Below are 25,542 nucleotides of genomic sequence, written 5' to 3' on the forward strand. Positions count from 1 at the left end.
CTCCCCACCGTTGGCAACCTCAGGCCGGGACCCGGACGGGGCCGCGGCGGGACCGTGCTGGGGGCCGTCGTCTGGCCTTCAGCCGATCTGCAGCGCCGTGCACCGCCACCGGCCGTCGATGCCCTCGAGCCGCGCGGCGACCGCGTGTGCCCGGCCGGCGCGGCGGGCCACCGCGGTGACCTCGGCCACCCCGTCGACCGGCTCGCAGACGTGCACCGGACCCAGCAGCACCGGAGCGGTCCCGCCGGCGCACCACCGGGGCCGGCGGCCGCTGGAGAGGGCCGCGTAGACGCCGAGGGCGGTGAGCGGCTGCACCTGGGTCAGCGGTCTCCGCCCGGCCAGCGCCTCGAGGGTGAGGGTCAGCAGCCGCCGGCCGGCGATCTGCGGATCAGGCAGGTCGGCACGGCCTGACCAGGTCGGCTCGAAGCCCGGCGGAAAGCCCGCGGGCGGGTCCTCCGGGCGGGGCCGCGGACCCGGCCGGTGGGGCGCCCGCGGGATCGCCGCGCCCGGCACCACCAGCCGCAGCACCGGCTGCGGGTCCAGTGGTGGCTGTGGCGTCGGGACGACGGTGAGCCGCAGCGTCGCCGCGCGCAGCGGCTGCGGACCGGTCGCAGGCGCGGTCCCGTCGACGGCGAGCTGGGCGGGGGTGGATGGTGCGGTCATCAGGGCGTGCTCCGGGGCTCGGGAACGGACGGGGCGGCGAGGTCAGGACGCCGGGGGTGGGCGCAGCACCTGGCCCGGCAGCAGGAGGTCGGGGTCGGGGCCGATCACCGCGGCGTTGGCCTGCCACCAGGCGTCGACGGCGGCGGCCACCTCACCGTCGGTCGGGGTCCTGCCGGTCCGTCGGGCGAGGTCGCCCGCGGCGAGGTCCCACAGGCACTCCCCCCGCAGGACGACGTGCTCGCCCGCCACCGGGGCCGGCCAGTCCGGCACGACCGGTGCGGACGTCGGCCGGTCGGGTCCGGGCTCCAGGGACGGCATGGCCGGCCAGTCCGCGACCGGCTCCGGCGCGGAGGGAGCGGGGGCCTCCGCGGAGACGACGGCGACGGCCCGGGGGAGCGCGCCCGAGGCCGCAGCGCAACCGGCCAGCAGCGGGCCCCCGGTGACCAGTCCGACGCCGAGGGCGAGGGCCGCCGCGCGCCGGGCGCCGGCGGGCAGCACCCACCGGGTCAGGGCCCGCGCGAGCGTGCCCGCAGCCCCGGGGAGGGCGGAGAACGCCGTGAGGGTCAGGCCGAGTGCGCCCCAGAGCCAGACGGCCCAGGCGAGCGCCGCGACACCGGCGAGCAGGACCGTCTCCGGGCCGGCGGTGTCCACGGCGCGCTGCAGGTCCAGACCGGCGTCGGCGACGGCGGCCAGGTCCGGGGTGACCGCGGACAGGCCGGCGGCCGCAGCAGCCATCGCTGCCGTCGTCCCCAGCAGGCGCCGGATCGACATGTCTCCTCCTCGACTGGTCGACGTGCCGCGTGACTAAAGCAAGCAAACGCATGCAAACGCAAGGTCTGGCACCCACTACTGTGGAAACCGAGGAGGTGGCGGATGCGGTGGCAACGGCTCTTCGCCGACCTGCAGGCGGAGTTCGACGAGGCAGAGGCCGCGGCCGAGCGGGCGGAGGACGCCTCGCGCCGGCGCGCGGAGGCGGGGGCGGTCCGGCTGGTGGACCGGCTGGCCGGCGCGCTCGGCCACCCGCTGACCCTGCGGTGCCGCGGCGCCGGGGACGTCGCCGGCGTCCTCGTCGAGGTGGGGGCCGACTGGCTGCTGCTGACCGACGACGGCCGCCGCGAGGTCCTGGTGGCGACGTCGACGGTGCGGACGGTCGGTGGACTCGGGCGGGCCACGGCCCCGGCCGAGGACCCCGGCCCGGTCCGCGCACGGCTGGACCTGCGGCGGGCGCTGCGTGGCCTGGCCCGCGACCGGAGCGTGGTGCATGTCGTGCTCGACGACGGCGCGGTGCACATCGGCACCGTGGACGGCGTCGGCGCCGACCACGTGGAGCTCGCCGAGCACGCGGCCGACCAGCCGCGTCGGGCTGCGGCCGTGCGCGGTGTGCGGGCGATCGCCCTGCCGGCGGTCGCGGTGGTGCGGACGCTGGCGCCCGGTCTCGACTAGCTCCGACCGGACCGGACCGGACCGGACCAGTCCGGCCCGGGCCGGGCGACCTCCGGCGCCGTGCGGGGTCAGCCCCGGCCGCGCCCTCCGGGGGTGCTCGCCGCGTCGTCCTGCCCGGCCGGCTCGTCGGCCGCGGGCTCGGGGGGGACCGAACCGGCGCGCGCCTCGGCGTACTTCCGCGCGATGAAGCGCTCGAGCTCCTCGTTCTCGACCCGCCACTGGCCGCGACCGCCGATCTGGATGGCGATCAGCTCCTTGCGGCGCACCAGCGCGTAGGCCTGGGACCACGACACGTTGAGGATCTCGGCGACGTCGTCGAGGGTCAGGAACCGCGGTGTGGGCATCAGGTCTCCGTCCGGTCCCGGACAGTCTGGCAGCCCCGTCCGGGTGGCATGCGCGCCGTCCACAACCCCGAACGTGTGGACAGCGCCTGCACGCACCGGCCCCGCTGCCGCATCATCTGCCTCCGACCGTGGCCCACCTTCGCCGTCCACGGCGTCCGTGCAGATGGAGGAACCGCTGGCTGTGAGCGCCACGCGCACCGTGCCCACCGCCCTGGCAGCCGCCCCGGGCCCGGCCGCCCCTGTGCCAGGGGCCGCACCGCGACGGGTCCGGCCCCCGCGCTGGCTGGACCTGCGCCTGGTCCTGGGCGTCCTGCTGGTGCTCGGCTCTGTGCTGCTGGGGGCGCGCGTGGTCGCCGCCGCCGACGCGACGGTGCCGGTCTGGTCGGCCGCGGGCGACCTCGCCGCCGGCACGGTGCTCACCGCCGGGGACCTCGTGGCCGTGGACGTCCGGCTCGACGACGTCGCCGGCGCCTACCTCGCCACGAGCACCCGCCCGGAGGGCCGCACCCTCGCCCGGGGGGTGCGGAACGGAGAGCTGCTGCCGCGGACGGCGCTGGAGGAGCCCGCGGGGCTGGTGCAGCTGGCGCTGCCGGTGCAGGCCGGGTACGTGCCGCCGGGGCTGGACCGCGGGCAGGTCGTCGACGTCTACGCCGTGGCGGACCCCGCTGCCGGGGCCACCGCAGCAGGGGACGGCAGCGTGGCCCTGGTCGTGGCGGCGGCACCGGTGCAGGCTGTCTCCGGGCGCACCGAGGGCGTGCTCTCGACGGCCACGACCACGGTGCAGGTCGTCGTCTCGGTGCCGGTCGACCAGGCGCCGGTCGTGCTCGGGACGATCGGCGGCCGGCCGCTGGTGGTCGTGGTCCACGGTTCGGTGGACGTCGCCGCCGGCATGGCGGCGACGCCGTCCGCCCGCCCGACCGCGACGCCGGCACCGGGCTCCTCGTCGGCGCCCACGGTCCCGTCGCGGACGCCTGTCGCGCCGACTCCGCAGCCCACCGCTCCGCCGACTCCGCCGCCCGCCGCTCCGACGACGCCGCCCGCCGCTGACCCGGCCGTCCCGCCGGCTGCGTCCGCCGCGACGCCGTCCGCCGAGCCGGGCGCCGTGGCGCCCGCCGCCCCGGCGACCGGGACGCCCTGATGGCACTGCAGGTCTTCACCGCCGTCACCGGTGCCGGCTGGGAGTCCGCGCTGGTCGGTGCCCTCGACCGGGCCGACCACGGCGTCACCGTCGTCCGCCGGTGCGTGGACGTCTCCGAGTTGCTGGCCGCAGCGGCCACCGGAACGGCGCAGGCCGCCCTCCTGTCGGCGGACCTGCGCCGCCTGGACGGCGACACCGTCGCTCGGCTGTCGGCGGCCGGGGTGGCCGTCGTCGGGCTGGTCGACCCTGGGGACGAGCAGGCCGCGGACCGGCTCCGCGGCCTCGGGATCGGGCGGGTGCTGCCCGCCGACGCCGAGCCGGAGGAGATCGCCCGGGCGCTCCGCGAGGCGGTGGCCGGCGGCCCGGCGCCCGGGCGGGACATCGCCGACCCGCGAGCGGCCCTGCCCGCGCACGGGCTTCCCGAGCCCGCGCCGGAACGGCCGGCCGGCCGGGGTCGGGTGGTGGCGGTCTGGGGCCCGACCGGCGCGCCGGGCCGCACCACGGTGGCCGTGGGGCTGGCCGACGAGGCCGCACGGCTGGACGTGCCGACCCTGCTGGTGGACGCCGACGTCTACGGCGGTGTGGTGGCCCAGGTGCTCGGCCTGCTCGACGAGTCGCCCGGCCTGGCCGGCGCGGCCCGGCAGGCGGCCGCGGGCACCTTCGACGAGGCGGCGCTCGGCCGCCTGGCGTGGGCGGTGCGCCCGCGGCTGGGTGTGCTCACCGGCCTGGCACGCGCGGACCGCTGGCCCGAGCTGCGCCCGCACGCCGTGGCCGCCGTCCTCGACGAGGTGCGCCGCAGTGCCGAGCTCACCGTGGTGGACTGCGCTTTCAGCCTCGAGGAGGACGAGGAGCTCTCCTTCGACACCGCGGCGCCCCGGCGCAACGGCGTGACGCTCACCGTCCTCGAGGCCGCGGACGTCGTGCTCTGCGTCAGCGGGGCGGACCCCGTGGCGCTGCAGCGGAGCATCCGCGCCCTCGGGGAGCTGCGCGACGTGCTCCCCGACGTCGAGCCGGTCGTGGTCGTCAACCAGGTGCGGCGTGGCCCGGTGCCCGGTGACCCCCGCCGCGAGATCGGGACCGCGCTCGAGCGCTTCTCCGGCCGCGCGGTGGGCTTCTTCCTGCCCGCGGACCGACGCGCCACCGACGCGGCGCTGGCCGAGGGGCGCACGCTGGCCGAGGTGGCGCCGTCCTCCCCGCTGCGGGAGGGGCTGCGGTCCATGGCGGCGGCGCTCACCGGCGTGCCGGTGCCGGTCGCCGGTCGCGGGCGCCCACGGCTGCGCCGGCGCGCCGGCTGAGCGGCGACCACTCCGTCCCAGGTGCCCCTCGACGGTGCCGCGTCGTAGCGTGGGGACCCCGACCGGGAGGAGACCTGAGGTGGAGCGCCTGACCACCCTGGACGCGTCGTTCCTCTACCTGGAGAAGCCGGACAACCCGATGCACGTGGCCGGCGTGCTCGTACTCGAGCCGCCCACGGGCGGTCTGGACGCGCTGGCCTCGCTGGTGGAGGCCCGGCTGCCCCTCGTCCCGCGCTACCGGCAGCGTGTCCTGGAGGTGCCCGGTCACCTGGCCAACCCGGTGTGGGCCGACGACCCGGACTTCGACGTCGAGTACCACGTCCGCCGGTCCGCGGTGCCCCGGCCGGGGACGCAGGCCCAGCTGCTGGACCTGGTCTCCCGGGTGGTCGCGCGGCCACTGGACCGGAACCGGCCGCTGTGGGAGCTCTACGTCGTGGAGGGCCTGCCCGAGGGCCGGGTCGCGGTGATCACCAAGACGCACCCGGCGCTGGTCGACGGGCTGGGCACCGTCGACATCGGCCAGGTCCTGCTCGACGACTCGCCCGACGCGTCCCTCCCCGAGCCGGAGCAGTGGCGCCCCCGCCCGTTGCCCGGTGCGCTCCGGCTGGTCGGCCAGGCGGTGGAGGAGTACGTGCAGCGCCCGTCGACGGTCGTGGAGACCGCCCGGCACGCCGTCACCGACGCCCGGGCCACCGGCGCGCGGTTGACCAGCGCGGCCGGCGGGGCGGTGCGGGCAGCGCGGTCGGCCCTGTTCCCGGCACCGCACAGCCTCCTGAACGCGACCAGTGGCAGCCAGCGCCGGGTGGCGGTGGCACGGGCCGAGCTCGACGACGTCAAGCGGGTGCGCAAGGCGCACGGCGGCACGGTCAACGACGTGCTGCTGACCGTGGTGACCGGGGCGGTGCGTGACTGGCTGCTGTCGCGTGGCCAGGCCGTCCTCGGCTCGACCTCGGTGCGGGCGCTGGTGCCGGTGTCGGTGCAGGACGAGGATGGGGAGGTCCCGGGCGGCCGGGTGTCGAGCTACCTGGTCGACCTGCCGGTCGGGGAGCCGAACCCCCGGGTCCGGCTGACGCGGTTGAGCTATGCGATGCGCGGTGTGAGCCAGCACGGCCGGTCGGTCGGCGCGGACACGCTCATCGCGCTCACCGGCTTCGCCCCGCCGACCCTGCACGCGCTCGGCGCCCGGGCGGCGCGCGGCCTGTCCCGCCGGATGGCCAACCTGGTGGTCACCAACGTGCCTGGCCCGCAGGTGCCGCTCTACGCCGCCGGCGCCCGGATGCTCGAGGTCTTCCCCGTCGTCCCGCTGGCGCCGGGGCAGGGTCTGTCGGTGGGCATCACCAGTTACGACGGCCGCGTCTTCTTCGGCCTGAACGCCGACCGCGACGGCGTCGGGGACGTCGACGTGCTCGCCGACCTGATCGAGCAGGAGCTCGCCGGCCTGGTCGAGACCGCGGATTGACCCGGGGCGGGCGGGACCGCTCGGGCGCCGGGATACCGTCGGGCGTCCGTCCAGCACGAAGGAGCCAGCCCGGTGCGTGTCTACCTGCCCGCCACGACGAGCGTCCTGCGGACCCTCGTGGACGACGGGCGGCTGACCGGGCCGCTCACCGCCTTCGCGGTCACCCCGGGTCTGCGGGAGTTCTACGCCCTCAGTGACGCCGGCGCCGACGAGGAGGAGCTCGAGTACGCCGCCCTGCTGGCGGCCGCGCGGGCCAGCCTCCGGCTCATCGACGTCGACCCGTCGGCGGCCCGCCGCCGGGTCGTGCTCGCCGCCGAGGTCCCCGACGCCGCGGTCGACGACATCGAGGACCCCGACGCCGACCGTGGTGCCGTCCGGGTCACCACGGACGTCGCCCGAGCCGATGTGGCCAGCGCGCACGTCGACGACGCCGCGGCCGAGGACGACGTCCGGGCGGCCGTCGGCGTCGTGCTCGAGGCCGACCTCGGCAGCGCGGACGCGCAGTTCGTCGTCGACCAGGCGGAGGGGCACGAGCTCGCCTGGTACGCCACCCAGGAGATCGGGGCGCTGCTCGAGCTGCTCTGAGCGCGGCCCGGAGCGGGCGGTCACCACCCCGCTCCGCACGCCCCGCTGCCCGCGAGCGCCTCGACCGCGCTCCCCGCCGGCGGATCGCGGCGGGCCACCTGGACCCGCTGCGCGGTGCCCGACACCACCAGCCAGCCCGACCCCGGGCGCGCGGGGACCGGCGTGCGGGGCAGCCGGATGCCGAGCAGGTCGGCGTCCCCGGGACCGGGGGACAACAGCAGGCCGCTGCGCCGCCGCCGCAGCGCGGGCACCGGACCCCGGTAGGCGGCCGACAGCTCGGCGGCCGTCCCCGCCACGACGAGGACGACGCCCGGAACGGACCCCGCCGCGGGCAGCGCGCCGAGCACCGCGGAGTCGGCGAGCAGAGCGCAGTCGTCGACGACCACGGCGGCCGGGCTGCCGTGCAGGCCGGCGAGCCAGGCCTGCCAGCCGGCGACGTCCGTGGCGTCCAGCCGCACCTGCCCCGGCGCACCGTCCGCGTCCGCATCCAGCGTGCTCCGGACCACGTGCCGGACCGCGACCCCCGCGGCCGCGAGGTGGCGGGCGCAGGCCTCCAGCGCCGTGGTCCGGCCACTGCCGGGTGGCCCGGCGACGAGCAGGCCTCCGGTGCGGGCCAGGTCGACGGTCAGCACGCCGCCGTCGTCGCCGCCCGGACCGACCGGCAGCAGCAGCGGGTGCCCCGAGCCGGTCGCCGCCGGCAGCGGCAGCACGGGCGCGGCCGGCAGCTCGGGGACCGACAGCGGCCGCTGCCGTCCGGGGGCGGCACCCGGCCAGGTGCCGGGCAGCCGGCGGGGCAGCGCGAGCTGGCACTCCCGGGCGTCCTCGCCGACCAGCGCGCGCCCCGGCGGCCGGTGCCCGGGCACGGTGCCGGCCGGGACACCGGCGACGGCGTAGTCGGCCCGGTCGGCCAGCGGCAGCACCAGCCGGGTGCCGACGGCGTTGGCCAGCCGGCCGCCCGGCACCGCCCGGTCGGCGGTGAGCAGGCACGTCAGCCCGGCCGCTCCGCCGTCCCGGACCAGGCGCAGCAGCGCCGCCGACCCCCGGCCCGGATCGGACTCGTCCAGCTGCGCCATGACCGACTCCGCGCCGTCGACGAGCAGCAGCAGGTGCGCCGGCGGGTCCTCCGGCGGGGCGGCGCGCCGTGCGGCCACCTCCTGCGCCAGCCGGTCCAGCAGCAGCACGGTGCGCAGGGCGTCGTCCCGGCCGACCGCGGTACCGGTGTGCGGCAGACCGGCCACCGTCGCGGCCAGTCCGCCTCCGCCGTGGTCGAGCACGTGCACGTGCAGCCGGTCGGGGGCCAGTGCGGTGACCGCCTCGGCCAGCACGGTCCGCAGGAACGTCGTCCGCCCGCTGCGGGGCCCGCCGACCGCGAGCCATCCGCCGGCGCGGGCCAGGTCCAGCTCGAGCGGTTCCTGCGCCTGCACGTCCGGGCGGTCCAGCAGCCCCAGTCGCAACCGGTCCACCGCGGCGGGCCGCCCACCCCGGTGCTCGAGGTCCTCGGCGGTCAGGCGGTCCGGGAGAGCGGGGCACCACGGCCGGTGCGGAAGCGGCAGGCCCGTCTCGCCGGCCCGGCGCCCCAGCGTCCCGGTCAGCACGGCGAGGTCGCTCTGCCCGGCCGGACCCGCTGCAGGTGCGGGCGCCGGGGGTGCCGGCCAGCGCCAGAGAGCCACCTGCGCTCCACCGTCCCGGACGTCGAGGGGGCCACCGCTGACCCTCGCGGCCTGGAAGAGCACCGCGGCGCCCCCGCCGGCCCTCAGGTAGCCGCGGCCGGGGGTGTCGACCGGCAGGGCGGCGGCCTGTGCGGAGCCGAGGACGTCCCGGGACTCCGCCTCGTCGGTCGTCCGCAGGCAGACGCGCAGCGTGCAGTTGGCCCGGATCTCGGGGGAGACGACCCCGCTGGGCCGCTGGGTGGCCAGGACCATGTGCACGCCCAGCGAGCGACCCCGCTGCGCGATCCCGACGAGCCCGGACAGGAAGGCGGGCAGTTCCTCGGCCAGCCCGGCGAACTCGTCGACGACGATCACCAGGCGGGCCAGCTCCACCGCGTCGGGCAGGGCGCTCAGATCCGGCACGCCATGGGCGGCGAGGAGGGCCTCGCGTCGGGTGAGCTCGGCGGTGAGCGACCGGAGCGCGCGGGCGGTGGTGGCGCCGTCGAGGTCGGTCAGCAGGCCGACGGTGTGCGGGAGCGCGGCCGCCTCGGCGAACGCCGCGCCGCCCTTGTAGTCGACGAGCAGGAACGTGCAGCGGTCCGGCGGGTGTGCCAGGGCCAGGCCGGCGATGAGGGTCTGCAGCAGCTCGGACTTGCCAGAACCCGTCGTCCCGGCCACCAGGGCGTGCGGTCCGTGCCGGCACAGGTCGACCGACAGGTCGCCGGTCGCGGTGCGGCCCAGCGTCGCGACGAGCGAGTCCCGGGCACGGGACCAGCCGCCGGACGGCGCGCCCGCGGCTGCGGGAACCGCCCCGGCGGCCGGCAGGTCGAGCAGCCGGACGTGCCGGGGGAGGGCGGCGTCGGAGGTGGCCGGTGCCAGCGCTGCCAGGTCGCGGGCCAGCTGCGCGGCCACGCGGCGGGGCAGCCGGTCGACCGCCGTGACCGGCCGCCGGCCGGTGCCGGACCGGAGGAGGGTCGCCTGCCCGCCGGTCTCGCCACCGAGCTGCAGCACCGCCTCGCCCAGCCCGGGGAGGTCGGCCGTCGACGACCCGCAGGCCAGGGGGACGACACCGGCGGATCGGGCCGTGCGCAGGGCGGCGAGCAGGTAGGGGCCGACCGGCCGGTCGACCAGCACGACGACCCAGCCGGGTGCACCGTCCTCGGCCGCTGCCCGCCGGGACAGCAGGGCGGTGAACCAGCGGAGCGAGTCCCCGTCGGGGCCGTCGGCCGGGGGAGCGGAGTGGACCTGCACCGCCTCGGCGGCGAGGTGCGGGAGCCACCGCAGCCACGCCCAGTCGGCCAGCCGGTCGGGGGTGGTGAGCAACGCCAGCTCCACCTCACCGGGAGCGTGCAGCGCTGCCAGCTGGCCGAGGACGGCCCTGAGGACGCCCACCGCCGGGGCGCGCGGACCGGCGACCCCCAGCCCACCGGTGCCGGCGAGCTCGATGACGACGGGCAGCAGTTCCGACGGCTCCCGCCGCCGGGGACCGTCGGACTCCACCCGCACCACGTGGGACTCCCCGGGGCCGGTTCCGATCCGCACGGCGAGCGCGTCAGCGTCCCCCCGGCGGCGCTGCCACAGGTCGGTGGACCGCCGGCGCGCCGCCGTGGTGAGAACGGCCAGGTCGGGGTGCGCGGCCTCCGCGGCGCGCTCGTCGGCGCGCAGTGCTGCGGCCAGCCGGTTCCGCGCCGCGGCGAGCTCGGCTGCATGGGTGGCGCTGGCGCGTCGTGTGCTGCGCCGACCCGACCACCGGTCCGACAACCAGGTACCGACCGCCACCACCGGGCTCAGCAGGGCGAAGAAGAGGAAGTGCGGCGCGTCCAGCACCCAGGTCAGGGCCACACCGCCCACCGCCGGCAGCGCCACCGCGACCCACGCCAGCCGCCGGGGCGGCGCGGGGGCGGGCGCGGCCGGGAAGGTGACCTCGACGTCCTCGCGCGGCGGGTGCAACCGCGGACGCGGGTGCAGGCGCAGTCGCCCGCCGTCCCCGGTCCCGAGGGTGGCCCGGGCGCTCCCGGGCCCAGCCGTCCGCAGCGTGCTGGACCCCAGCCGGATCGGCGCGCCCGCGGGCCAGGGCCGCGGCTCCCCGTCGAGCGGCTCGCCGTCCAGCTCGCTGCCGTTGCTGGACCCGAGGTCGCGCACGCTGAGGTCCCCGGTGCCGACCTCCACCAGCAGGTGCCGGCGGGACACGTCGGGATCGGTCAGCCGGGCGGTGGCCTCACCGCCGCGGCCGACGACGTGCCGACCCCGCGCCAGCGACAGGACCGTGCCTGCGTCCGGGCCCCCGACGACGTGCAGTTCCAGCGCGCTCGACCGCGTGGCGAGGCCCGGGCGCGGGCCGGGCCGGCCCAGCCCCAGCAGCGCTCCGTGTGCCAGCGCCGGATCGCTCAGCGGCAGCTCGTCGTCCAGCCGGGTGCTGCCGGACCAGAGCTCCGCGGACGGCAGGCGCAGGGCGGCGGCCAGCCGGGGCAGGACCGCGCCGAGCCGGTCGTCGTTCCGGGCCGAGACCGCCACGTCGAGGGCGCCGGTGGGCGTGACGAGGGTCCAGCACCGGGTGGCAGGGCAGGGGGCGGGCACGCCGGGACCCTGCTCGCCGCAGACCGCCCACCGCGTTCCGCGCACGGATCTGTGGACGTCGGGCGGGGCTGTGGAGGGCCGGGGCCGGTACCGGCCGAGGACCCCTACCGTCCACCCCGACCGGGAGGGACCCGGACCACGAGGAGGACACGTGAAGGTCGAGATCGCCACCCTGCAGTCGCTGGCCGGCCAGTGCCGCGCCGAGGCCGCCGACACCACGGCCCGGCACAGCACCCTGTCGAGCACCGTCGACGCCTCGGTGCTCGAGGGCTGGACCGACAGCCAGGCCGCGGCCCGCTTCACCGAGCTCTACGAGCAGTGGCGGCTCAGCGCCCAGGGGGTCAGCGACGCGCTCACCGGGATGGGCGGACTCCTCGACGGCGTGGCGGCGTCCTACCAGCAGCACGAGGCGGACATGGCGGCCCGCATCGGTGCGCTGCTCTGACGCCGGCCCGGGTGCGGGCTCAGCCCGGTGGCGCGGTCCCGGCCGGGGTCACCTCGGCCGGGCGTCCACCGCCGCGGGACCGCAGCCGCCGGGCAACCCCGGGCAGCTGCTCCCACGGCAGGATCGACAGGATCGCGACGCAGTGCGGCAGGAAGATGATCGCCACGCCGGCGTAGACGGCCAGGTGGAAGCCGAGCAGGAAGACCACCAGCGCCACGCGCGTGCGGGCCGACCAGACGAGCAGCATCAGCGGTGCAGCGAACTCCAGCGCCAGCATCGTCCACTGGGCGCCGACCAGCAGGCCGGGTGTCTCGAGGAGCCAGTCCGACAGCACGGTCCCGCGCCGCACGATTGCCCGGGCCAGCGTGGAGCCGGTCGCCCAGTCCCAGCCACCGAAGCGCATCTTGGCCCAGGCGGCGAGGAAGTAGGTGAGCATGACGGTGACGAAGACGGCCGCCATGGCCCAGCCGGCCGCCTCGGAGGAGCGCTTGTCGCGCCACCGCACGCGCCCGATGGTGGGCAGCACCGCCAGCGCGACGAGGTAGGCGATCCGGTCGTGGTCCACCTTCCCGTAGCTCATCGCGATGACCATCCACTCGAAGTAGAGGAGGAACACCGCGGTGCCGAGCAGTCGGGGCGCTCGGCCGGTCGCCGCCGCCAGGGCGGTGCCGACCAGGGTCCACTGCACGACGAACACCACCGCCGGGGTGGGCGCCGGCAGGGGCAGCAACTGGCCGATGGTCAGCGGCGCGTACCACTCGGTCGGGACGTCGCCGTGCGCCCGCACCCATGCCGTGGTCAGGAAGACGTCGACCGGCACGAACAGGTAGGCGATGGTGCGGAACACCGCGATGCGCGCCAGCGGAACGGGCCGGAACCACCAGTCCCAGCCCACCCGCCGGGGTGCGGACGACGGCGCGGCGGCGCTCACGGGGTGCCCTCCTGACCGGTCGTCACGGCGTGGTCGACGAGCACGCTCTCGGTGATCTCACCGGTGCGCCGGCCGTCGTCGAGCGCGTGGCGGCGCTGCACCACCCGCACCGCCACGAGCGGCTCGGCGTCGGGGTGGCCGGTGGCGTAGGACTCGGCCAGCAACCCGAGCAGCTGCGGCTCCTCGACGAGGCGGGGCAGCTGCCCCTCGAACTCCGCTCGGCGCAGGCCCACCTCGCCCCCGGAGAGCCGGACCTCGTCGCCGTCGGCGGTCACGCCCACCACGCTGGTGGAGACGACCGGCCGGTCGGGGTCGGCACGCGTCGAGTACATCCGGAACGGGCCGAACGGGAACTCGGAGTCGTTGCCCCACAGGGTGCCTCCTAGCAGCAGCGCGAGCACCACGGCGGTGGCGGCGAGCCGGACCCGCCGGCCGGAGGGGGGAAGCGTCAGGACACCGGTCTCCCCGGTGTCCGGAACGGGAGGAGCCGGTACCACGGGCGCATCGTAGGATCGGCGGCCGTCCAGGTGGGTCACCGACGCGGGGTGGGCAACTGGCCCGCCGGGCGTGGTGGGCCGCGCCTGCGACCGGCCGGTGTCCGCTGTCAGCGTCGACAACGGGAGGCAGCAGGTGCAGTTCGGTCGGTACTACGAGGAGTTCGAGGTCGGTGCGGTCTACAAGCACTGGCCGGGCAAGACGGTCACCGAGTACGACGACCACCTGTTCTGCCTCATCACGATGAACCACCACCCGCTGCACCTGGACACCCACTACGCGGCGGAGACCACCGACTTCGGCAAGAACGTCGTCGTCGGCAACTACGTCTACTCGCTGCTGCTCGGCATGAGCGTCCCGGACGTGTCGGGCAAGGCCATCGCCAACCTGGAGATCGAGTCGCTGCGGCACGTGGCGCCGACCTTCCACGGCGACACCATCTACGGCGAGACGACGGTGCTGGACAAGACCGAGTCGAGGTCGAGGGACGACCGCGGCGTCGTCCACGTCGAGACGATCGGCTACAAGCAGGACGGCACGGTGGTCTGCACCTTCCGGCGCAAGGTGATGGTGCCCAAGCGCTCCTACGGCGAGGCCCGCGGCGGCGAGCAGCCCGGCCGCCCGGAGCCGAAGCCGCGCGGATGACCGGCGGCGTGCTGCCGCGCCCGGTCAGGACGGCAGGACGCCCCAGCCGCTCAGCGTCTCCAGCAGCCGCGGCGTGCAGGTCAGCCGCTCGAGGTCGGCCGCATCGGCGAAGGTGACGGCGTCCGCGTCGTCCCCGGCGACCGGCGTGGCCGAGGGGTCCAGCAGCGTGCAGGTCAGGTCCACGACGTCGTAGACGACGCCGGAGCCGGGGATCCGCACCCGGCCCACCTCGGCGCCGGCCCGCACCGCCAGCCCGGTCTCCTCGCGCACCTCGCGCTCGACCGCCGCGGCCACCGACTCGCCGGCCTCCACCCGCCCGCCCGGCACCGACCACAGGCCGCGCGAGGGCTCGTTGCCCCGCCGGACCAGCAGCAGCCGGCCGCGCGGGTCGAACACCACCGCACCGACGCAGGCGACCACCCGCACGGGGGCGTCGGCGGCGGGCGGCACGCCCCGAACGGTACGCACGACCCCGCCGGGTCAGCGCTTGACGAACCCGTCAGGTCACAGGACGGTGATGCCCGATGACTGCCACCACGGTCTGTCCCCGCTGCGGCCAGCGCGTGGTCGTCCGTCCCGGGAACCCGGCCCAGGCCTGGTGCCACGTGCACGGGGCGGTGACCCCGCTGCACCACACGCTGCTGGTGGCGCACGACGCCATCGCCGCGGTGACCGCCGACGCCCGGGTCCCGGCGTGGGTTCCGGACCCGATGCCGTCGGGCTGGACGGTCACCGGCCTCGCGTGGGGCGGGGAGCCCGGCGCGCGGGCCATCGTCGTCGACTGCGCCGGGCCCGCCCCGCTCGGCGGCTCGGCCGAGCTGGTGCTCGTCGCCGAGGAGCCGGGCACGGGCGTGGGCTGCGGGTACGCCGGGCTGCCCGGCCTCGACCCCGGCGACGTCATCTCCGGCCCCTCGTCGGCCGACGTCGAGGCCGCCGGGCAGCGCGCGCCGCTGTGGGCTGTGCCGACCTCCGACGACCGGGCCGCCTTCGTGGGGGAGGCCTACGGGGTCTGGTTGTGGCTGGTCATGTGGCCGATGTCCGCGGCCTGGCTGCTCGCCGAGCGGCTGCAGCTGCTCGACCTGCGCGAGCGTCTCTACCCCGACCTGCCGCTCGGCCCGCCCAGCGAGCACCTGCTGCCCGGACCGTGACGGACCGGACCGGATCGACCGACATCCCGGGCGGCGTGTCCCGGGAGGGAGCCCTGAGGCGTGTGTTACCCATGGGGCTCGCCGTGCGGGCGACCCCGTCCGCGCGCCCGCCTGACACAACCGCGGAGGTGACGGTGAAGAAGGTCCTCACCTGGCTGGCACTCGCCTTCGTCGTCTTCTACGTCATCTCGGCGCCCGAGGACTCGGCCGACTTCGTCCGCACCGCCGGCCAGGCCCTGGGGAACGCGGCGTCCTCGCTGGCCTCGTTCTTCGACTCGCTCGCCTAGCCGGCGTGGGCGGCCCGGCGACGCCTCCTCCCGACGGCCGCCGGCCGCGGTGGAGCAAGGACGCCGAGAAGTACCTGCTCGAGCACGAGAAGCCGCCCGTCGTCGCCACCCGCCGGCACTGGGCCGTGCTCATCGTGCCGGCGGCCAAGGCGCTCCCGACGCTGGCCGTCAGCCTCTGGCTGATGGTGCTCGACCCGGAGAACCGGGTCACCGCCAGCGTCGGCCTCATCGTGCTGGTCGGGGCGCTGGGGTACCTGGCGCTGCGGGTCGGCGAGTGGTGGATGCGGCACTTCATCGTCACCAACCGCCGGGTGCTGCTGACCACCGGGATCATCGTCCGGACCGTGGCCCTGCTGCCGCTGCGCCGGATCACCGACCTGACGTACAAGGAGACGCCGTTCGGCCAGCTCCTCGGCTACGGCACCTTCCGCTTCGAGTCGGCCGGCCAGCAGCAGGCGCTGTCGGAGATCACCTACCTGCCGCGGGCCGGCGTGCTGTACCGCGACGTGAGCGACCTGCTGTTCGGCGACAACGGCGCCGACAAGGGCGACGACGAGGGCGAGGCCGAACCGTCGCCGCGGCAGCCCCGTCGGCTCCCGCCCCCGTCGCCGGACCGCCCCGCGGCGCAGACCGCCACCGACGGACGGCGGGACACCCAGCCGATCCCGCCGCTGCCCTCGCGGCGTCCCCGCTCGGCGAAGGTGGCCGGCCAGCGGGTGCGGCAGGCTGGGCGCTGATGCGGATCGACCTGCACACCCACTCCTCGGTGTCCGACGGCACCGACAGCCCTCCGGAGCTGCTCGCCGCGGCCCGGGCCGCCGGCCTGGACGTCGTCGCGCTCACCGACCACGACACCACCGCGGGGTGGGCCGAGGCGGAGCGGGCCCGCCCCGACGGGCTCACCGTCGTCCCGGGCATGGAGCTGTCCTGCCGCTGGTTCCCCGCGGGCTCACCGCCGATCAGCGTGCACCTGCTGGCCTACCTCTTCGACCCCGCGCACCCGGCGCTGGCAGCGGAGCGGGCCCGGCTGCGCGATGAGCGGCTCGGCCGCGGCGAGCGGATCGTGACCGCCCTCGCCGACGCCGGCCACCCGGTCGCGTGGAGCGAGATCGTCGAGCGCACCGGCGGCGGGGTGGTGGGCCGGCCGCACGTGGCGCGGGCCCTGGTCGAGGCCGGCGTCGTCGAGTCGGTCGACCACGCCTTCGCCACGCTGCTGCACCACCGCAGCCCCTTCTACGTCGCCAAGGCCGACACCGACGTGCTCGCCGGCATCGCGCTGGTGCGTGCCGCCGGCGGGGTGCCGGTGTTCGCCCACGGCCTGGCGACCCGGCGCGGCCGGGTGGTCGGGGACGAGGCGATCGCGGCGATGGCCGAGGCCGGGCTGCTCGGCCTGGAGGTCGACCACCCCGACCACGACCCGGACGAGCGCGCCCACCTGAGGGGCCTGGCGGGCGAGCTGGGGCTGCTGGTCACCGGCTCCAGCGACTACCACGGCAGCAACAAGACGACACCGATCGGCGCCTGCACCACCGCGCCGGACCAGTTCGAGGCGCTGCTGGCGGCGGGCACCGGCGCCGCGTCGTTCGGCGGGAGCACCGGCGCCTCCGGTTAGCGTGACCGGCATGGAAGCCGCGCAGCTGGAGATGCCGGGCATGCCGCGGCGGCTGTTCCCGGCCACACCGAGCAAGCTGGCCGCCTTCAGCGACTGTCCGCGCCGCTACCGGCACGCCTACGTCGACCGGCCCACCCCGGCGAAGGGCCCGGCCTGGGCGCACAACAGCATGGGCTCGGCGGTGCACGCCGCGTTGCGCTCGTGGTGGGAGCTGCCGCTGACCAGGCGCACCCCGGGCGCGGCGCGCCAGCTGCTCTACGGGGTCTGGTCGACCGCCGGCTTCCGCGACGCCGAGCAGTCCGAGCGGTGGCGCGCCCGGGCGGCCGGCTGGCTCACCGACTACGTGACCGGCCTCGATCCCGCCGACGAGCCGGTCGGCACCGAGCGCCAGGTCGCCGCCACCACCGAGCGGCTGGCGCTGTCCGGCCGGGTCGACCGGATCGACCAGCGCGGCGACGAGCTGGTGGTCGTCGACTACAAGACCGGCCGCTCGGTCTGCACCGACGACGAGGCCCGTGGATCACCCGCGCTGGCCGCCTACGTGCTGGGGGTGCGCCGCACGCTGCGCCGGCCGTGCAACCGGGTCGAGCTGCACCACCTGCCCACCGGCACGGTGGCCGCCTTCGAGCACACCGACCGGTCGCTGGCCAACCACGTCCGGCGGGCCGAGGACGTCGCCGCCGACATCGCCGCCGCCACCGCGGCCGTCGACGGCGGGGAGGACCCGGACGTCGCCTTCCCCGCGGCTCCCGGCCGGCAGTGCGGCTGGTGCGACTTCCGGCCCAGCTGCTCGGTCGGTCAGGCGGCCACCCCGCCGCGGGAGTCGTGGAGCTTCCTCGCCGAGGAGACCGCCGCGCAGGGATGACGCCCCTCGGCCCCGCCCCGAGCCCCCGCCCCGGGCCTGCGAAGGGTGGGGAGGACGGCGGCCCCCTGCAGGGTCCCGCCGCGAGCTTGCGAGTGGTGGGGGGCAGGGGGGCCTTTGTCAGGCGGTGAGCGGCTCGGCGGACGCGACGCGTTCCCGGGCCGAGCGCACGATCGGCGACTCCCGCACCTGCGCCGGAACCGTGAGCGCCGCCCGGCGGAAGGCGCGCACGGCGGCGGTCGCCGCGGTGTCGGTCAGGCCGTAGCCCGGCAGTCCGTACAGCCGGCGCGCCCACCGGGGCAGCGTCGCGGCCCCCAGCGCCGCCAGCGTGCCCCACGCGGGCCGTGCCGGGGTCAGCAGCTGCACCCAGCCGGGCATCGGCGGCAGCAGGACGAAGCGGGAGGCGTTCCGCGCCGCCGGGGTCACTCCCAGCTGCGGGCGGGTCCGCTGCAGGTAGTCGTCCAGCTCCGCCACGCTCGCCGGCACGTCGTCGGGCTCGCAGCCGATGAGCACCGCGGCGGTCACCTGCTCGGCGACGTACCGGTCGGCCTCGGCGTCGGTCAGCGGAACCCCGGCCCGCCGGGCGACCGACAGCAGCGAGTCGACCTCGCAGCAGTGCACCCACAGCAGCAGGTCGGCGTCGTCGACGGCGTAGCTGCGGCCGGTGGTCTGCTCGACCGCCGACTTGCGCCGGTGCATGCCGCGCACCCGGCGCACCGACCGCAGCACCTCGCGGCGGGTGCCGAAGGTCAGGGTGGCGACGTACTCCGCGGTGCGGGTCAGCCGCGCCCACGGGTCGTCGGTGAAGGCGGTGGAGAAGCGGGCGACGCCGTCCATGGCGACCGGGTGCAGCGCCTGCAGCAGCAGCGCCCGGAGGCCACCGATGGAGAACGCCGGGTCGGCGTGGATCCGCCAGCTGATGCTGTCGGGGCCGAAGAAGCCGAGCAGGTCCTCCTCGGCCGTGAAGTCGTCGACCGACGGCAGCCGGTTCACCGGAGCGCCCCGGCCGCGTCGGCCGTGGCCGGCACGGAGGCCCAGAAGTCGAGCAGGACCGCACACGTGCCGGGCGGGTTCTCGATGGCGGGGGAGTGGATCGCGCCGGCGATGACCCCGTGCCGGGCGCCGAGCCGGCGCGCCATGTCCTCCTGCGCGGCCGGCGTCCACGCGTCGTCCGCGGCGCCGTGCGCCACCAGCACCGGGACGCCGGTCGCCGCGAGCTCCGCGACCCGGTCCGGCTCGCTGGTCATCGCATCGGCCATGCCGCGCAGGCCAGCGGCGCTGTTGGCGAGGAACCGCCGGGCCAGGAACTGGCGGGTCGGCTCCGGCACCAGCTGGGCCCTGGGATCGGTCATCGCCAGCTGCTCGAGCGTCTCGTGCACCAGGGGCACGCCGCCTTCGTCCAGCAGCGGGGTGAGGTGCGCGAGCAGCTGTGCCCGGGCGCCTCCCAGCCGCGAAGGGCCGGAGCCGAGCAGGGTGAGCGTGCTGAACGCGGCCGGCTCGGCCAGGACCGCGGCCCGGCTGACCAGACCGCCGAAGGAGTGCCCGACCAGGTGCAGCGGAGCTGCGCCCTCGGCACGCAGCTGCCGCGCGACGCCGAGGAGGTCGTCGGCCAGCTCGGCCACCGAGTAGCGCGCCGGGTCATCGGGCCCGGGGGACTCGAACTGGCCCCGCTGGTCGAGGGCGACGACGCGGTACCCGGCGGCGCACAGCGGGCGCAGCAGCGGCGCGAAGTCCTCCTTGCTGCCGGTGAAGCCCGCGACCAGGAGGACGGTGCCGCGGTCCCCGGTCCCCCCGGTGTCCAGCGCCGCCAGCGGGCCGGCGCCGCCCTCGAAGTTGCGCTGCCGTGCGTCGTGCTCGGCCAGCTGGCGGAGGTCGTCGGGTGCGATGGAGACGGGAGCGCTGTCGTCCGGGCCGTCGGGCATCACCATGCCCACCAGTGAACATCGCCCGCCGCGACCGCGCCGCGCCGGCGGGTCAACGGTAGGCGGTGACGCGGTCGGGCAGCTGGTGGACGAGGACCGGGCCGGCCACGGTGACCAGCCCACCGGCGTCCAGTCCGGGGGCGTCGACGCGCTGCAGCTCGTCGCCGGTGACGAGGTCGCGGAGGACGACGGCGTTCCCCTCGGGCACCGGGACCGACGTCCCCGCGGGGAGCGGCGCCCGGTCGGCGGTGCCCGCGGTCAGGCCGGAGGCCGGGGTGCGCCAGGAGACCGCGCCGGTGCCCTGGTCGACGACGGTCAGCGTGCCGTCGGCCCACACGAGCGCGCTGGTGCCGAAGCCGGTCGCGAGCGGCTCGCCCGCAGCCTCCCCGAGAGGCGACCCGAGCGGGACGCCGTCGGCGCCGGCGAGCAGCTGCACGCCGTCGTCCCCGGCGACCACGACCGCCTGCGCCAACGCGGCCAGCGTCGTCCCCCCGGCCACGTCCCGGGTCCACAGCGGAGTGCCGTCGTAGCCGTCGAGGAGGCGCACCTGCACCGACCCGCCGCAGGTCTGCAGGACGGCGACGCCTGCGCCGCCGACGTCGCCGTCCGCGAACGAGCAGCCCTCGTCCGGATCGGCCCGCCAGCGGATGCTGTCGCCGACCGGGTCGAGGGTGAGCACGCCGGTCGGGCTGGTCGCCAGCACGATCCCCTCGGTGCTCGAGAGCACCGCGTCGGGGCGCAGGTCGAGGTTGCGGGTCCAGGCCCGCACGCCGGTGTCGACGGCGAGCGCGATCGCCTCGTCGCAGCGGTCCTCGGTGCCGAAGACGGCGACGACGCGACCGCCCACGAGGGTCCAGTCGCAGAGCCGGGCGTTGGCGCGGGTGTAGCGCCAGGCCTCCTCGCCGCTGTCGACCGCCAGCGCGCGCACCCCGTGCTCGTCGCCGACGACCACGCGGCCGCCGTCCACGGTCGCACGGACCGCGCCGCCGGTCGGCGTCGTCGGCGCGGACCAGGCGGCGGAGACGGCACCGGCCGGCGTCCCGGTGGGGACGTCGGCCGGTGCTGCGGTGGTGCTGTCGGTGGCGGCCGCGTCCGAGCCCCGCCACAGCAGGGCCCAGACGACGACCAGCGCGAGGGCGGCCGCCGTCCACCCCCACACCCGCAGCGGCGGGCGCATCGGCCACCTCCCGAGCGTGGTCACGTGCTGGGACGGCCCGCCTCCAGGGGTCCGCCCCGAGCGGAGCGAGGGGTGGGGGAGGGGCGGGTCCTCCGACTCGTTCAGGCGGCGGGCTCGGCGGAGCCCTGCCCGGAGCCGCCACGGCGACGACGGCGGCGCTTGCGGGCGGCACCGTCGCCGGTCGCGGCGGCCTCGCCGGAGGAGGCGTCGGCCGGTGCAGCGGGCGCGTCCCCCACCGCGGCACCGCTGCCACGGGTGCGCCGGCGCGGACGGCTCTTGCGCGGGCCGGCCGGCTTCTCCTCGTCCTCGCGGGCGGGGCCGCGACCCGCCCCGGAGCCGCCGCCGGAGCGGGTGCGCTTGCCGGTCTCGCCGAGGTCCTCGACGGTCTCGGCGTCCAGCCCCTCGCGGGTGCGCTGCGAGCGGGGCAGCCGGCCGGTCGCGCCCTCGGGCACGTCCAGGTCGGAGTACACCCACGGCGACGTGGAGTAGGTCTCCGGCGGGTCGGTGAAGTCCAGCTCCAGCGCCTTGTTGATCAGCTGCCACCGGGGGATGTCGTCCCAGTCGACCAGCGTGACGGCGACGCCCTCGCTGCCGGCCCGGCCGGTGCGGCCGATGCGGTGCAGGTAGGTCTTCTCGTCCTCGGGGCACTGGTAGTTCACGACGTGGCTGACGCCGGTGACGTCGATGCCGCGGGCGGCGACGTCGGTGGCCACCAGGACGTCGACCTTGCCGCTGCGGAACGCGCGCAGCGCCTGCTCGCGCGCACCCTGGCCGAGGTCGCCGTGCACGGCGGCGGCGGCGAAGCCGCGGTCGACCAGCTCGTCGGCGACCTTCTGCGCGGTGCGCTTGGTGCGGCAGAAGACCATGACCAGGCTCCGGTCGCGTGCCTGGAGGACGCGGGAGAGCAGCTCGGGCTTGTCCAGGTTGTGCGCCCGGTAGATGAACTGGGTCGTCTGCGGGACGGTGGAGCCCTCGTCGTTGCCGTGGGCGCGGATGTGCGTCGGCTGGGTCATGAACGACCGCGACAGGGTCACGATCGGGCCGGGCATCGTCGCGGAGAAGAGCATGGTCTGCCGCTTGTCCGGGACCATGGCCAGGATCCGCTCGATGTCGGGCAGGAAGCCCAGGTCGAGCATCTCGTCGGCCTCGTCGAGGACCAGCACCTTGACCTTGCCCAGGATCAGGTCGCCCCGCTGGGCCAGGTCGAGCAGCCGGCCCGGGGTGCCGACGACGATCTCGACGCCGGCCTGCAACGCGGCAACCTGCGGCTCGAAGGCGCGGCCGCCGTAGATGGCCTGCACGCGGATGCCGCGCTTGCTGCCGGCGGTGGCCAGGTCGCGGGAGACCTGCACGCACAGCTCACGGGTGGGAACGACGACCAGCGCCTGCGGGACGCCGTCGCCACCCTCGGCCGGCGGGACGACGCGCTGCAGCATCGGGACGCCGAAGCCCAGGGTCTTGCCGGTGCCGGTGCGGGCCTGGCCGATGAGGTCGTTGCCGGCCAGCGCCAGCGGGAGGGTGAGCTCCTGGATGGCGAAGGTCCGGGTGATCCCGACCTCGGCCAGCGCCGCGACGACGTCGGGGTGGACGTCGAAGTAGCTGAACAGCGGGGCGTCCTCGGCGACGGGCGCGCCGCCGAGCTCCTCGACGGCCTGCTCGAGCTGCTCGGGCGCAGGCGCGCCGGTCTCGGCGTGGTCGAGCTCGGGTGTGGTGGGTGTGTTCTCGGTCAAGGTCAGGGTCTCGCCTCTGGTCTGCCGGGGGAGCAGGTCCGGGACGCCTGTCGCTCCGCACCTGTCCCGGTCGGGTGTCGCGGGATCGGTTCCAGCGCCGACGCGGCCAGCAGAAACCGGGCCACACCACGGTGTCGGCCCGGGAGGAAGCCCCTCGGGGCATCGTCTCCAGCGGTCGTCAGCGCACAGATACACAGCGAACCCGAGGGCTCGCCGATTCCCAGTCTAGCGTGCGCACCGGTTAGCCTCCCTCCGCCGCGCGGTCCGGGGCGCCGAGCCACCCGTCCGGGGCAGGCGCCAACGTCCCACCGACCCCGGGAGCTGCCAGTGGACGCGGTCGACCAGCGAGCCGTCGTCGACCTGCTGGGCGTGCTGTCCTACGCCGAGCTGACCGCCTTCGACCGGCTGGCCGAGGACGCGCGCCTCGCGCCCACCCTGGGCGGCCGGGCCGCGCTGGCGCAGATGGCGGCTGCGGAGATCGACCACCACCGCCGGCTGACCGCGCGGCTCACCGAGCTCGGTGCCGAGCCGGCCGCGGCGATGAGCCCGTTCGTCCCCGCGCTGGACGCCTTCCACGAGACCACCCGGCCGCGCACCTGGCTGGAGGGGCTGGTCAAGGCCTACGTCGGGGACGGCCTGGCCTCGGAGTTCTACCGGGAGATCGCCGGCTTCCTGCCCGACCCCGACCGGGCCTTGATCCTCGACGTGCTCGCCGACACCGGGCACGCGGACTTCGCCGTCCGCGAGGTGCGGGCGGCGATCGCGACCGACCGCACGCTCTCCGGCCGGCTGGCGCTGTGGGGACGACGGCTGGTGGGCGAGGCCATGCGGCAGGCGCAGGCGGTGATCGCCGAGCGCGACCAGCTCGCCGCGCTGATCCTCGAGGGCACCGGCGACCTGAAGGGCATCGGGCGGCTGGTCGAGCGGATCACCAGCGCGCACACCGAGCGGATGAAGGCCCTCGGCCTGAATCCCTAGAAGAAGGACCCCGGTGCTCCCCACGCCTCGCGAGCTCGGCGCGGGCCCCTGCACCGGGGCCGTTGCAGCACCTCCCGGCCCCCACGCCTCGCGAGCTCGGCGCGGGCCCCTGCACCGGGACCGTTGCAGCACCTCCCGGCCCCCACGCCTCGCGAGCTCGGCGCGAGCCCCTGCACCGGGGCCTCAGCACCTCGCTCTACACCTTGAACTGGGAGACCAGGCGGGACAGCTCCGCGGTGATCCCCGCCAGTCCCTCCGCCGCCGAGCGAGCCTGCGACGCCTCCTGCTCGGTCTCGCTGCTGACCGCCGAGACGGTCACCACGGCCGAGGCGATCGACCCGGTGCCCTGCGCCGCCTCGGTGACCCCGCGCGACATCTCGCTGGTCGTCGCCGTCTGCTCCTCGACCGCGCTGGCGATGGTGGTCTGGTAGTCGCTGATCCGGGACACCACCTCGTCGATGCGGGCGATGGCGGTCACGGCGCTGGTGGTGTCGGTCTGGATGGCGTCGATCCGGCGGGCGATGTCCTCGGTGGCCTTGGCGGTCTCCTGGGCCAGGTCCTTCACCTCGGTGGCGACCACCGCGAAGCCCTTGCCCGCCTCCCCAGCCCGCGCCGCCTCGATCGTGGCGTTGAGGGCCAGCAGGTTGGTCTGCTCGGCGATGCCGGTGATGACCCGCAGCACGTCCCCGATGGCCTTCGACGAGTCGCCGAGCTTCGCCACGGTCTGCTTGGTCGCCTGCGCGACGGTGACCGCCTCCCCGGCGATCCGCGCCGCCTCGGAGGCGTTGGTGGCGATCTCGCGGATGCTCGCGCCCATCTCCTCCGCGCCGGCGGCGACGGTCTGCACGTTGCGCGAGACCTGCTCAGCGACGGCGGACACCTCCTGCGTGCGCGCGCTCGTCTGCTCCACCGACTCGGCCAGCCGGCCGGACACACCCGACATGCCCGAGGAGAGCTCCACCAGCGATCCCGACGCCCGGCCGATGCCCATGACGGTGTCGGCGACCTTGACGACGAACCGGTTGAACGCCGCGCCCAGCCGGCCGATCTCGTCCTTGCGCGACTCGTCGACCCGCGCGGTCAGGTCGCCGTCGCCGTCGGCGATCTCCTCCATGCGGGCGCGCAGGGCGTCGAGGGGGCGCACCACCCGGCGGGCGACCACCAGCACCGCCAGGCCGGCGAGCAGCATGGTCACGAGCGCGCCCCCCAGGATCGTGGTCCGGAGGGCGGCGGCGTCGGCGAGGATCGCGTCCTCCGGGATCTCGACCACGAGGGCCCACTGCTGGCCGTCGGCCACGGGGAACGGCGTCGCCACGACCACGCGTCCGTCGACGGTGCGCTGCACCACCGAGTCCTCGGTGATGGCCTCGGTGGCCGCCGCGCCGGCCCCGCCCTGCGGCGTCTCGCCGACCACGTCGCCCGAGCGGTTGCTGGCGACCACCATGCCGGCGGTGGAGACCAGCGCCGCCCGGCCGACCTCGTACGGCCGGACGCCGGCGATCTGCTCCTGCACGGTGGACAGCGACACGTCGACGCCCGCCACACCCACGACCGTGCCGCCGACCCGGACCGGCGAGGTCAGCGAGGTCATCAGGACCTCCTCGCCGGCCACCTCGTACACGTACGGCTCGGTGGTCACGTCGACGCCGCGGTCCCGGGCGAGCAGGTAGAAGTCGCCGGTGCCCGGCTCGGTGTAGCCGGCGATCGGGGTCACCCCGATGCTGGCGCCGTCGCGATACCAGTAGGAGAGGTAGCGGCCGCTGGCGTCGCTGGGCGCCCGGCCGGCGTGGAGGGCGTCGGCGAGGTCAAAGGCGTTCGGCTCGAACACCGACCACGTGCCCAGCAGCGTCGGGTCGTCCTCGAGCAGCCGTCGCTCCACGGCGTCGGCCAGGGCGCGATCGGCCTTCCCGGTGGCCACCATCGCCGAGAGGCTGCCGGCGAGGACCTGCGCCGTCCCGAGCTGGCGGGTGAGGCCGACCTGCACCTCCTCGGCCTGCGCGGTGGCCAGGTTCTGCGCGTAGCGCAGCCCGTCCTCGCGTGCCTGCGCAGTCGTCAGCATGGTCACCACGGTGGCCAGTCCGGCGAGGACGACAGCCACGACGGCCACGGTGCTGACGACGAGGCGGGTCTTGACGCTCATGGGGGCACTCCAGGCAC

The 25,542-nt window shown here is 76.5% G+C and carries 25 protein-coding genes; 13 read left to right on the forward strand and 12 right to left on the reverse strand.

Going from position 1 to position 25,542, the window contains the following annotated elements:
* Window positions 1-78: 78 nt before the first annotated feature.
* Window positions 79-663, reverse strand: a complete 585-nt coding sequence (locus BUB17_RS10875; RefSeq protein ID WP_072917901.1) for an Rv3235 family protein — start codon at window positions 661-663, stop codon at window positions 79-81.
* Between the two features lie 42 nt (window positions 664-705).
* Window positions 706-1,434 (reverse strand): LysM peptidoglycan-binding domain-containing protein, encoded by a 729-nt coding sequence (locus tag BUB17_RS10880; protein WP_072917904.1) that lies wholly within the window; start codon window positions 1,432-1,434, stop codon window positions 706-708.
* 102 nt (window positions 1,435-1,536) lie between these two features.
* Here BUB17_RS10880 and BUB17_RS10885 point away from each other — a divergent pair, with 102 nt between their 5' ends.
* Window positions 1,537-2,106 (forward strand): hypothetical protein, encoded by a 570-nt coding sequence (locus BUB17_RS10885; protein ID WP_072917907.1) that lies wholly within the window; start codon window positions 1,537-1,539, stop codon window positions 2,104-2,106.
* Window positions 2,107-2,174: 68 nt separating this feature from the next.
* On the opposite strand, the gene BUB17_RS10890 is transcribed toward BUB17_RS10885, so the two are convergent.
* On the reverse strand, window positions 2,175-2,450 hold the full coding sequence (locus BUB17_RS10890; protein WP_072917909.1) for a helix-turn-helix domain-containing protein: 276 nt from the start codon (window positions 2,448-2,450) through the stop codon (window positions 2,175-2,177).
* A 181-nt stretch (window positions 2,451-2,631) separates the two neighbouring features.
* Between BUB17_RS10890 and BUB17_RS10895 the strand changes: the two genes are divergently transcribed.
* The 4 genes from BUB17_RS10895 to BUB17_RS10910 all read left to right on the forward strand — a co-directional run bounded on the left by BUB17_RS10895 (window position 2,632) and on the right by BUB17_RS10910 (window position 6,927).
* Window positions 2,632-3,588 (forward strand): SAF domain-containing protein, encoded by a 957-nt coding sequence (locus BUB17_RS10895; protein WP_072917911.1) that lies wholly within the window; start codon window positions 2,632-2,634, stop codon window positions 3,586-3,588.
* On the forward strand, window positions 3,588-4,883 hold the full coding sequence (locus BUB17_RS10900) for a CpaE/TadZ family protein (RefSeq protein ID WP_072917913.1): 1,296 nt from the start codon (window positions 3,588-3,590) through the stop codon (window positions 4,881-4,883). The genes BUB17_RS10895 and BUB17_RS10900 overlap by 1 nt, the downstream gene beginning before the upstream one ends.
* Before the next feature lie 79 nt (window positions 4,884-4,962).
* On the forward strand, window positions 4,963-6,342 hold the full coding sequence (locus BUB17_RS10905; RefSeq protein ID WP_072917916.1) for a WS/DGAT/MGAT family O-acyltransferase: 1,380 nt from the start codon (window positions 4,963-4,965) through the stop codon (window positions 6,340-6,342).
* Window positions 6,343-6,414: 72 nt separating this feature from the next.
* Window positions 6,415-6,927, forward strand: coding sequence for a DUF6912 family protein (locus tag BUB17_RS10910; protein WP_072917917.1), 513 nt, complete (start codon window positions 6,415-6,417; stop codon window positions 6,925-6,927).
* A gap of 20 nt (window positions 6,928-6,947) precedes the next feature.
* On the opposite strand, the gene BUB17_RS10915 is transcribed toward BUB17_RS10910, so the two are convergent.
* A complete protein-coding gene (locus BUB17_RS10915) occupies window positions 6,948-11,153 on the reverse strand; it encodes an FtsK/SpoIIIE domain-containing protein (protein WP_141242987.1) in 4,206 nt (1,401 codons plus the stop codon).
* Window positions 11,154-11,304: 151 nt separating this feature from the next.
* On the opposite strand from BUB17_RS10915, the gene BUB17_RS10920 reads away from it, so the two are divergent.
* Entirely contained in the window at window positions 11,305-11,598 is a 294-nt protein-coding gene (locus BUB17_RS10920) for a WXG100 family type VII secretion target (protein WP_072917920.1), read from the forward strand.
* Between the two features lie 19 nt (window positions 11,599-11,617).
* Here the strand turns inward: BUB17_RS10920 and BUB17_RS10925 are convergent, their stop codons facing one another.
* Window positions 11,618-12,529 carry an HTTM domain-containing protein gene (locus BUB17_RS10925; RefSeq protein ID WP_072917921.1) on the reverse strand — a complete coding sequence of 304 codons (912 nt, stop codon included), beginning with the start codon at window positions 12,527-12,529 and terminating at the stop codon, window positions 11,618-11,620.
* Window positions 12,526-13,026: a hypothetical protein gene (locus BUB17_RS10930; protein ID WP_072917923.1), complete on the reverse strand. Its 501-nt coding sequence runs from the start codon at window positions 13,024-13,026 to the stop codon at window positions 12,526-12,528. The genes BUB17_RS10925 and BUB17_RS10930 overlap by 4 nt, the downstream gene beginning before the upstream one ends.
* A gap of 133 nt (window positions 13,027-13,159) precedes the next feature.
* On the opposite strand from BUB17_RS10930, the gene BUB17_RS10935 reads away from it, so the two are divergent.
* Window positions 13,160-13,669 carry a MaoC family dehydratase gene (locus BUB17_RS10935; protein WP_072918077.1) on the forward strand — a complete coding sequence of 170 codons (510 nt, stop codon included), beginning with the start codon at window positions 13,160-13,162 and terminating at the stop codon, window positions 13,667-13,669.
* A 24-nt stretch (window positions 13,670-13,693) separates the two neighbouring features.
* On the opposite strand, the gene BUB17_RS10940 is transcribed toward BUB17_RS10935, so the two are convergent.
* Window positions 13,694-14,119, reverse strand: coding sequence for an NUDIX hydrolase (locus tag BUB17_RS10940; protein WP_072917924.1), 426 nt, complete (start codon window positions 14,117-14,119; stop codon window positions 13,694-13,696).
* Between the two features lie 74 nt (window positions 14,120-14,193).
* Between BUB17_RS10940 and BUB17_RS10945 the strand changes: the two genes are divergently transcribed.
* The 5 genes from BUB17_RS10945 (at window position 14,194) to BUB17_RS10965 (ending at window position 17,581) form a co-directional block, all read left to right on the forward strand.
* Window positions 14,194-14,817 carry a DUF6758 family protein gene (locus BUB17_RS10945; RefSeq protein ID WP_072917926.1) on the forward strand — a complete coding sequence of 208 codons (624 nt, stop codon included), beginning with the start codon at window positions 14,194-14,196 and terminating at the stop codon, window positions 14,815-14,817.
* Window positions 14,818-14,945: 128 nt separating this feature from the next.
* Window positions 14,946-15,104, forward strand: a complete 159-nt coding sequence (locus BUB17_RS26810) for a hypothetical protein (protein WP_175561334.1) — start codon at window positions 14,946-14,948, stop codon at window positions 15,102-15,104.
* 5 nt (window positions 15,105-15,109) lie between these two features.
* Complete coding sequence (locus tag BUB17_RS10955; protein WP_072917929.1) at window positions 15,110-15,841, forward strand: PH domain-containing protein; 732 nt, start codon at window positions 15,110-15,112, stop codon at window positions 15,839-15,841.
* The gene (locus BUB17_RS10960) at window positions 15,841-16,716 is read left to right on the forward strand and encodes a PHP domain-containing protein (protein ID WP_072917930.1); all 876 of its coding nucleotides are present in this window, start codon (window positions 15,841-15,843) and stop codon (window positions 16,714-16,716) included. The genes BUB17_RS10955 and BUB17_RS10960 overlap by 1 nt, the downstream gene beginning before the upstream one ends.
* A 10-nt stretch (window positions 16,717-16,726) precedes the next feature.
* The gene (locus BUB17_RS10965; RefSeq protein WP_072918078.1) at window positions 16,727-17,581 is read left to right on the forward strand and encodes a RecB family exonuclease; all 855 of its coding nucleotides are present in this window, start codon (window positions 16,727-16,729) and stop codon (window positions 17,579-17,581) included.
* A 117-nt stretch (window positions 17,582-17,698) separates the two neighbouring features.
* Here the strand turns inward: BUB17_RS10965 and BUB17_RS10970 are convergent, their stop codons facing one another.
* The 4 genes from BUB17_RS10970 to BUB17_RS10985 form a co-directional block, all read right to left on the reverse strand.
* Window positions 17,699-18,571: an oxygenase MpaB family protein gene (locus BUB17_RS10970; protein WP_072917932.1), complete on the reverse strand. Its 873-nt coding sequence runs from the start codon at window positions 18,569-18,571 to the stop codon at window positions 17,699-17,701.
* Window positions 18,568-19,506 carry an alpha/beta fold hydrolase gene (locus tag BUB17_RS10975; protein ID WP_072918080.1) on the reverse strand — a complete coding sequence of 313 codons (939 nt, stop codon included), beginning with the start codon at window positions 19,504-19,506 and terminating at the stop codon, window positions 18,568-18,570. The genes BUB17_RS10970 and BUB17_RS10975 overlap by 4 nt, the downstream gene beginning before the upstream one ends.
* A 46-nt stretch (window positions 19,507-19,552) precedes the next feature.
* The gene (locus BUB17_RS10980; protein ID WP_072917933.1) at window positions 19,553-20,677 is read right to left on the reverse strand and encodes an outer membrane protein assembly factor BamB family protein; all 1,125 of its coding nucleotides are present in this window, start codon (window positions 20,675-20,677) and stop codon (window positions 19,553-19,555) included.
* 101 nt (window positions 20,678-20,778) lie between these two features.
* Window positions 20,779-22,407: a DEAD/DEAH box helicase gene (locus tag BUB17_RS10985; protein ID WP_244277142.1), complete on the reverse strand. Its 1,629-nt coding sequence runs from the start codon at window positions 22,405-22,407 to the stop codon at window positions 20,779-20,781.
* A gap of 327 nt (window positions 22,408-22,734) precedes the next feature.
* Here BUB17_RS10985 and BUB17_RS10990 point away from each other — a divergent pair, with 327 nt between their 5' ends.
* Window positions 22,735-23,385 (forward strand): ferritin-like fold-containing protein, encoded by a 651-nt coding sequence (locus BUB17_RS10990; RefSeq protein WP_072917936.1) that lies wholly within the window; start codon window positions 22,735-22,737, stop codon window positions 23,383-23,385.
* Window positions 23,386-23,581: 196 nt separating this feature from the next.
* On the opposite strand, the gene BUB17_RS10995 is transcribed toward BUB17_RS10990, so the two are convergent.
* Window positions 23,582-25,525, reverse strand: coding sequence for a methyl-accepting chemotaxis protein (locus tag BUB17_RS10995; protein ID WP_072917937.1), 1,944 nt, complete (start codon window positions 25,523-25,525; stop codon window positions 23,582-23,584).
* Window positions 25,526-25,542 lie beyond the last annotated feature (17 nt).

Source organism: Geodermatophilus obscurus, from assembly GCF_900143215.1.
Classification (GTDB): domain Bacteria; phylum Actinomycetota; class Actinomycetes; order Mycobacteriales; family Geodermatophilaceae; genus Geodermatophilus; species Geodermatophilus obscurus_A.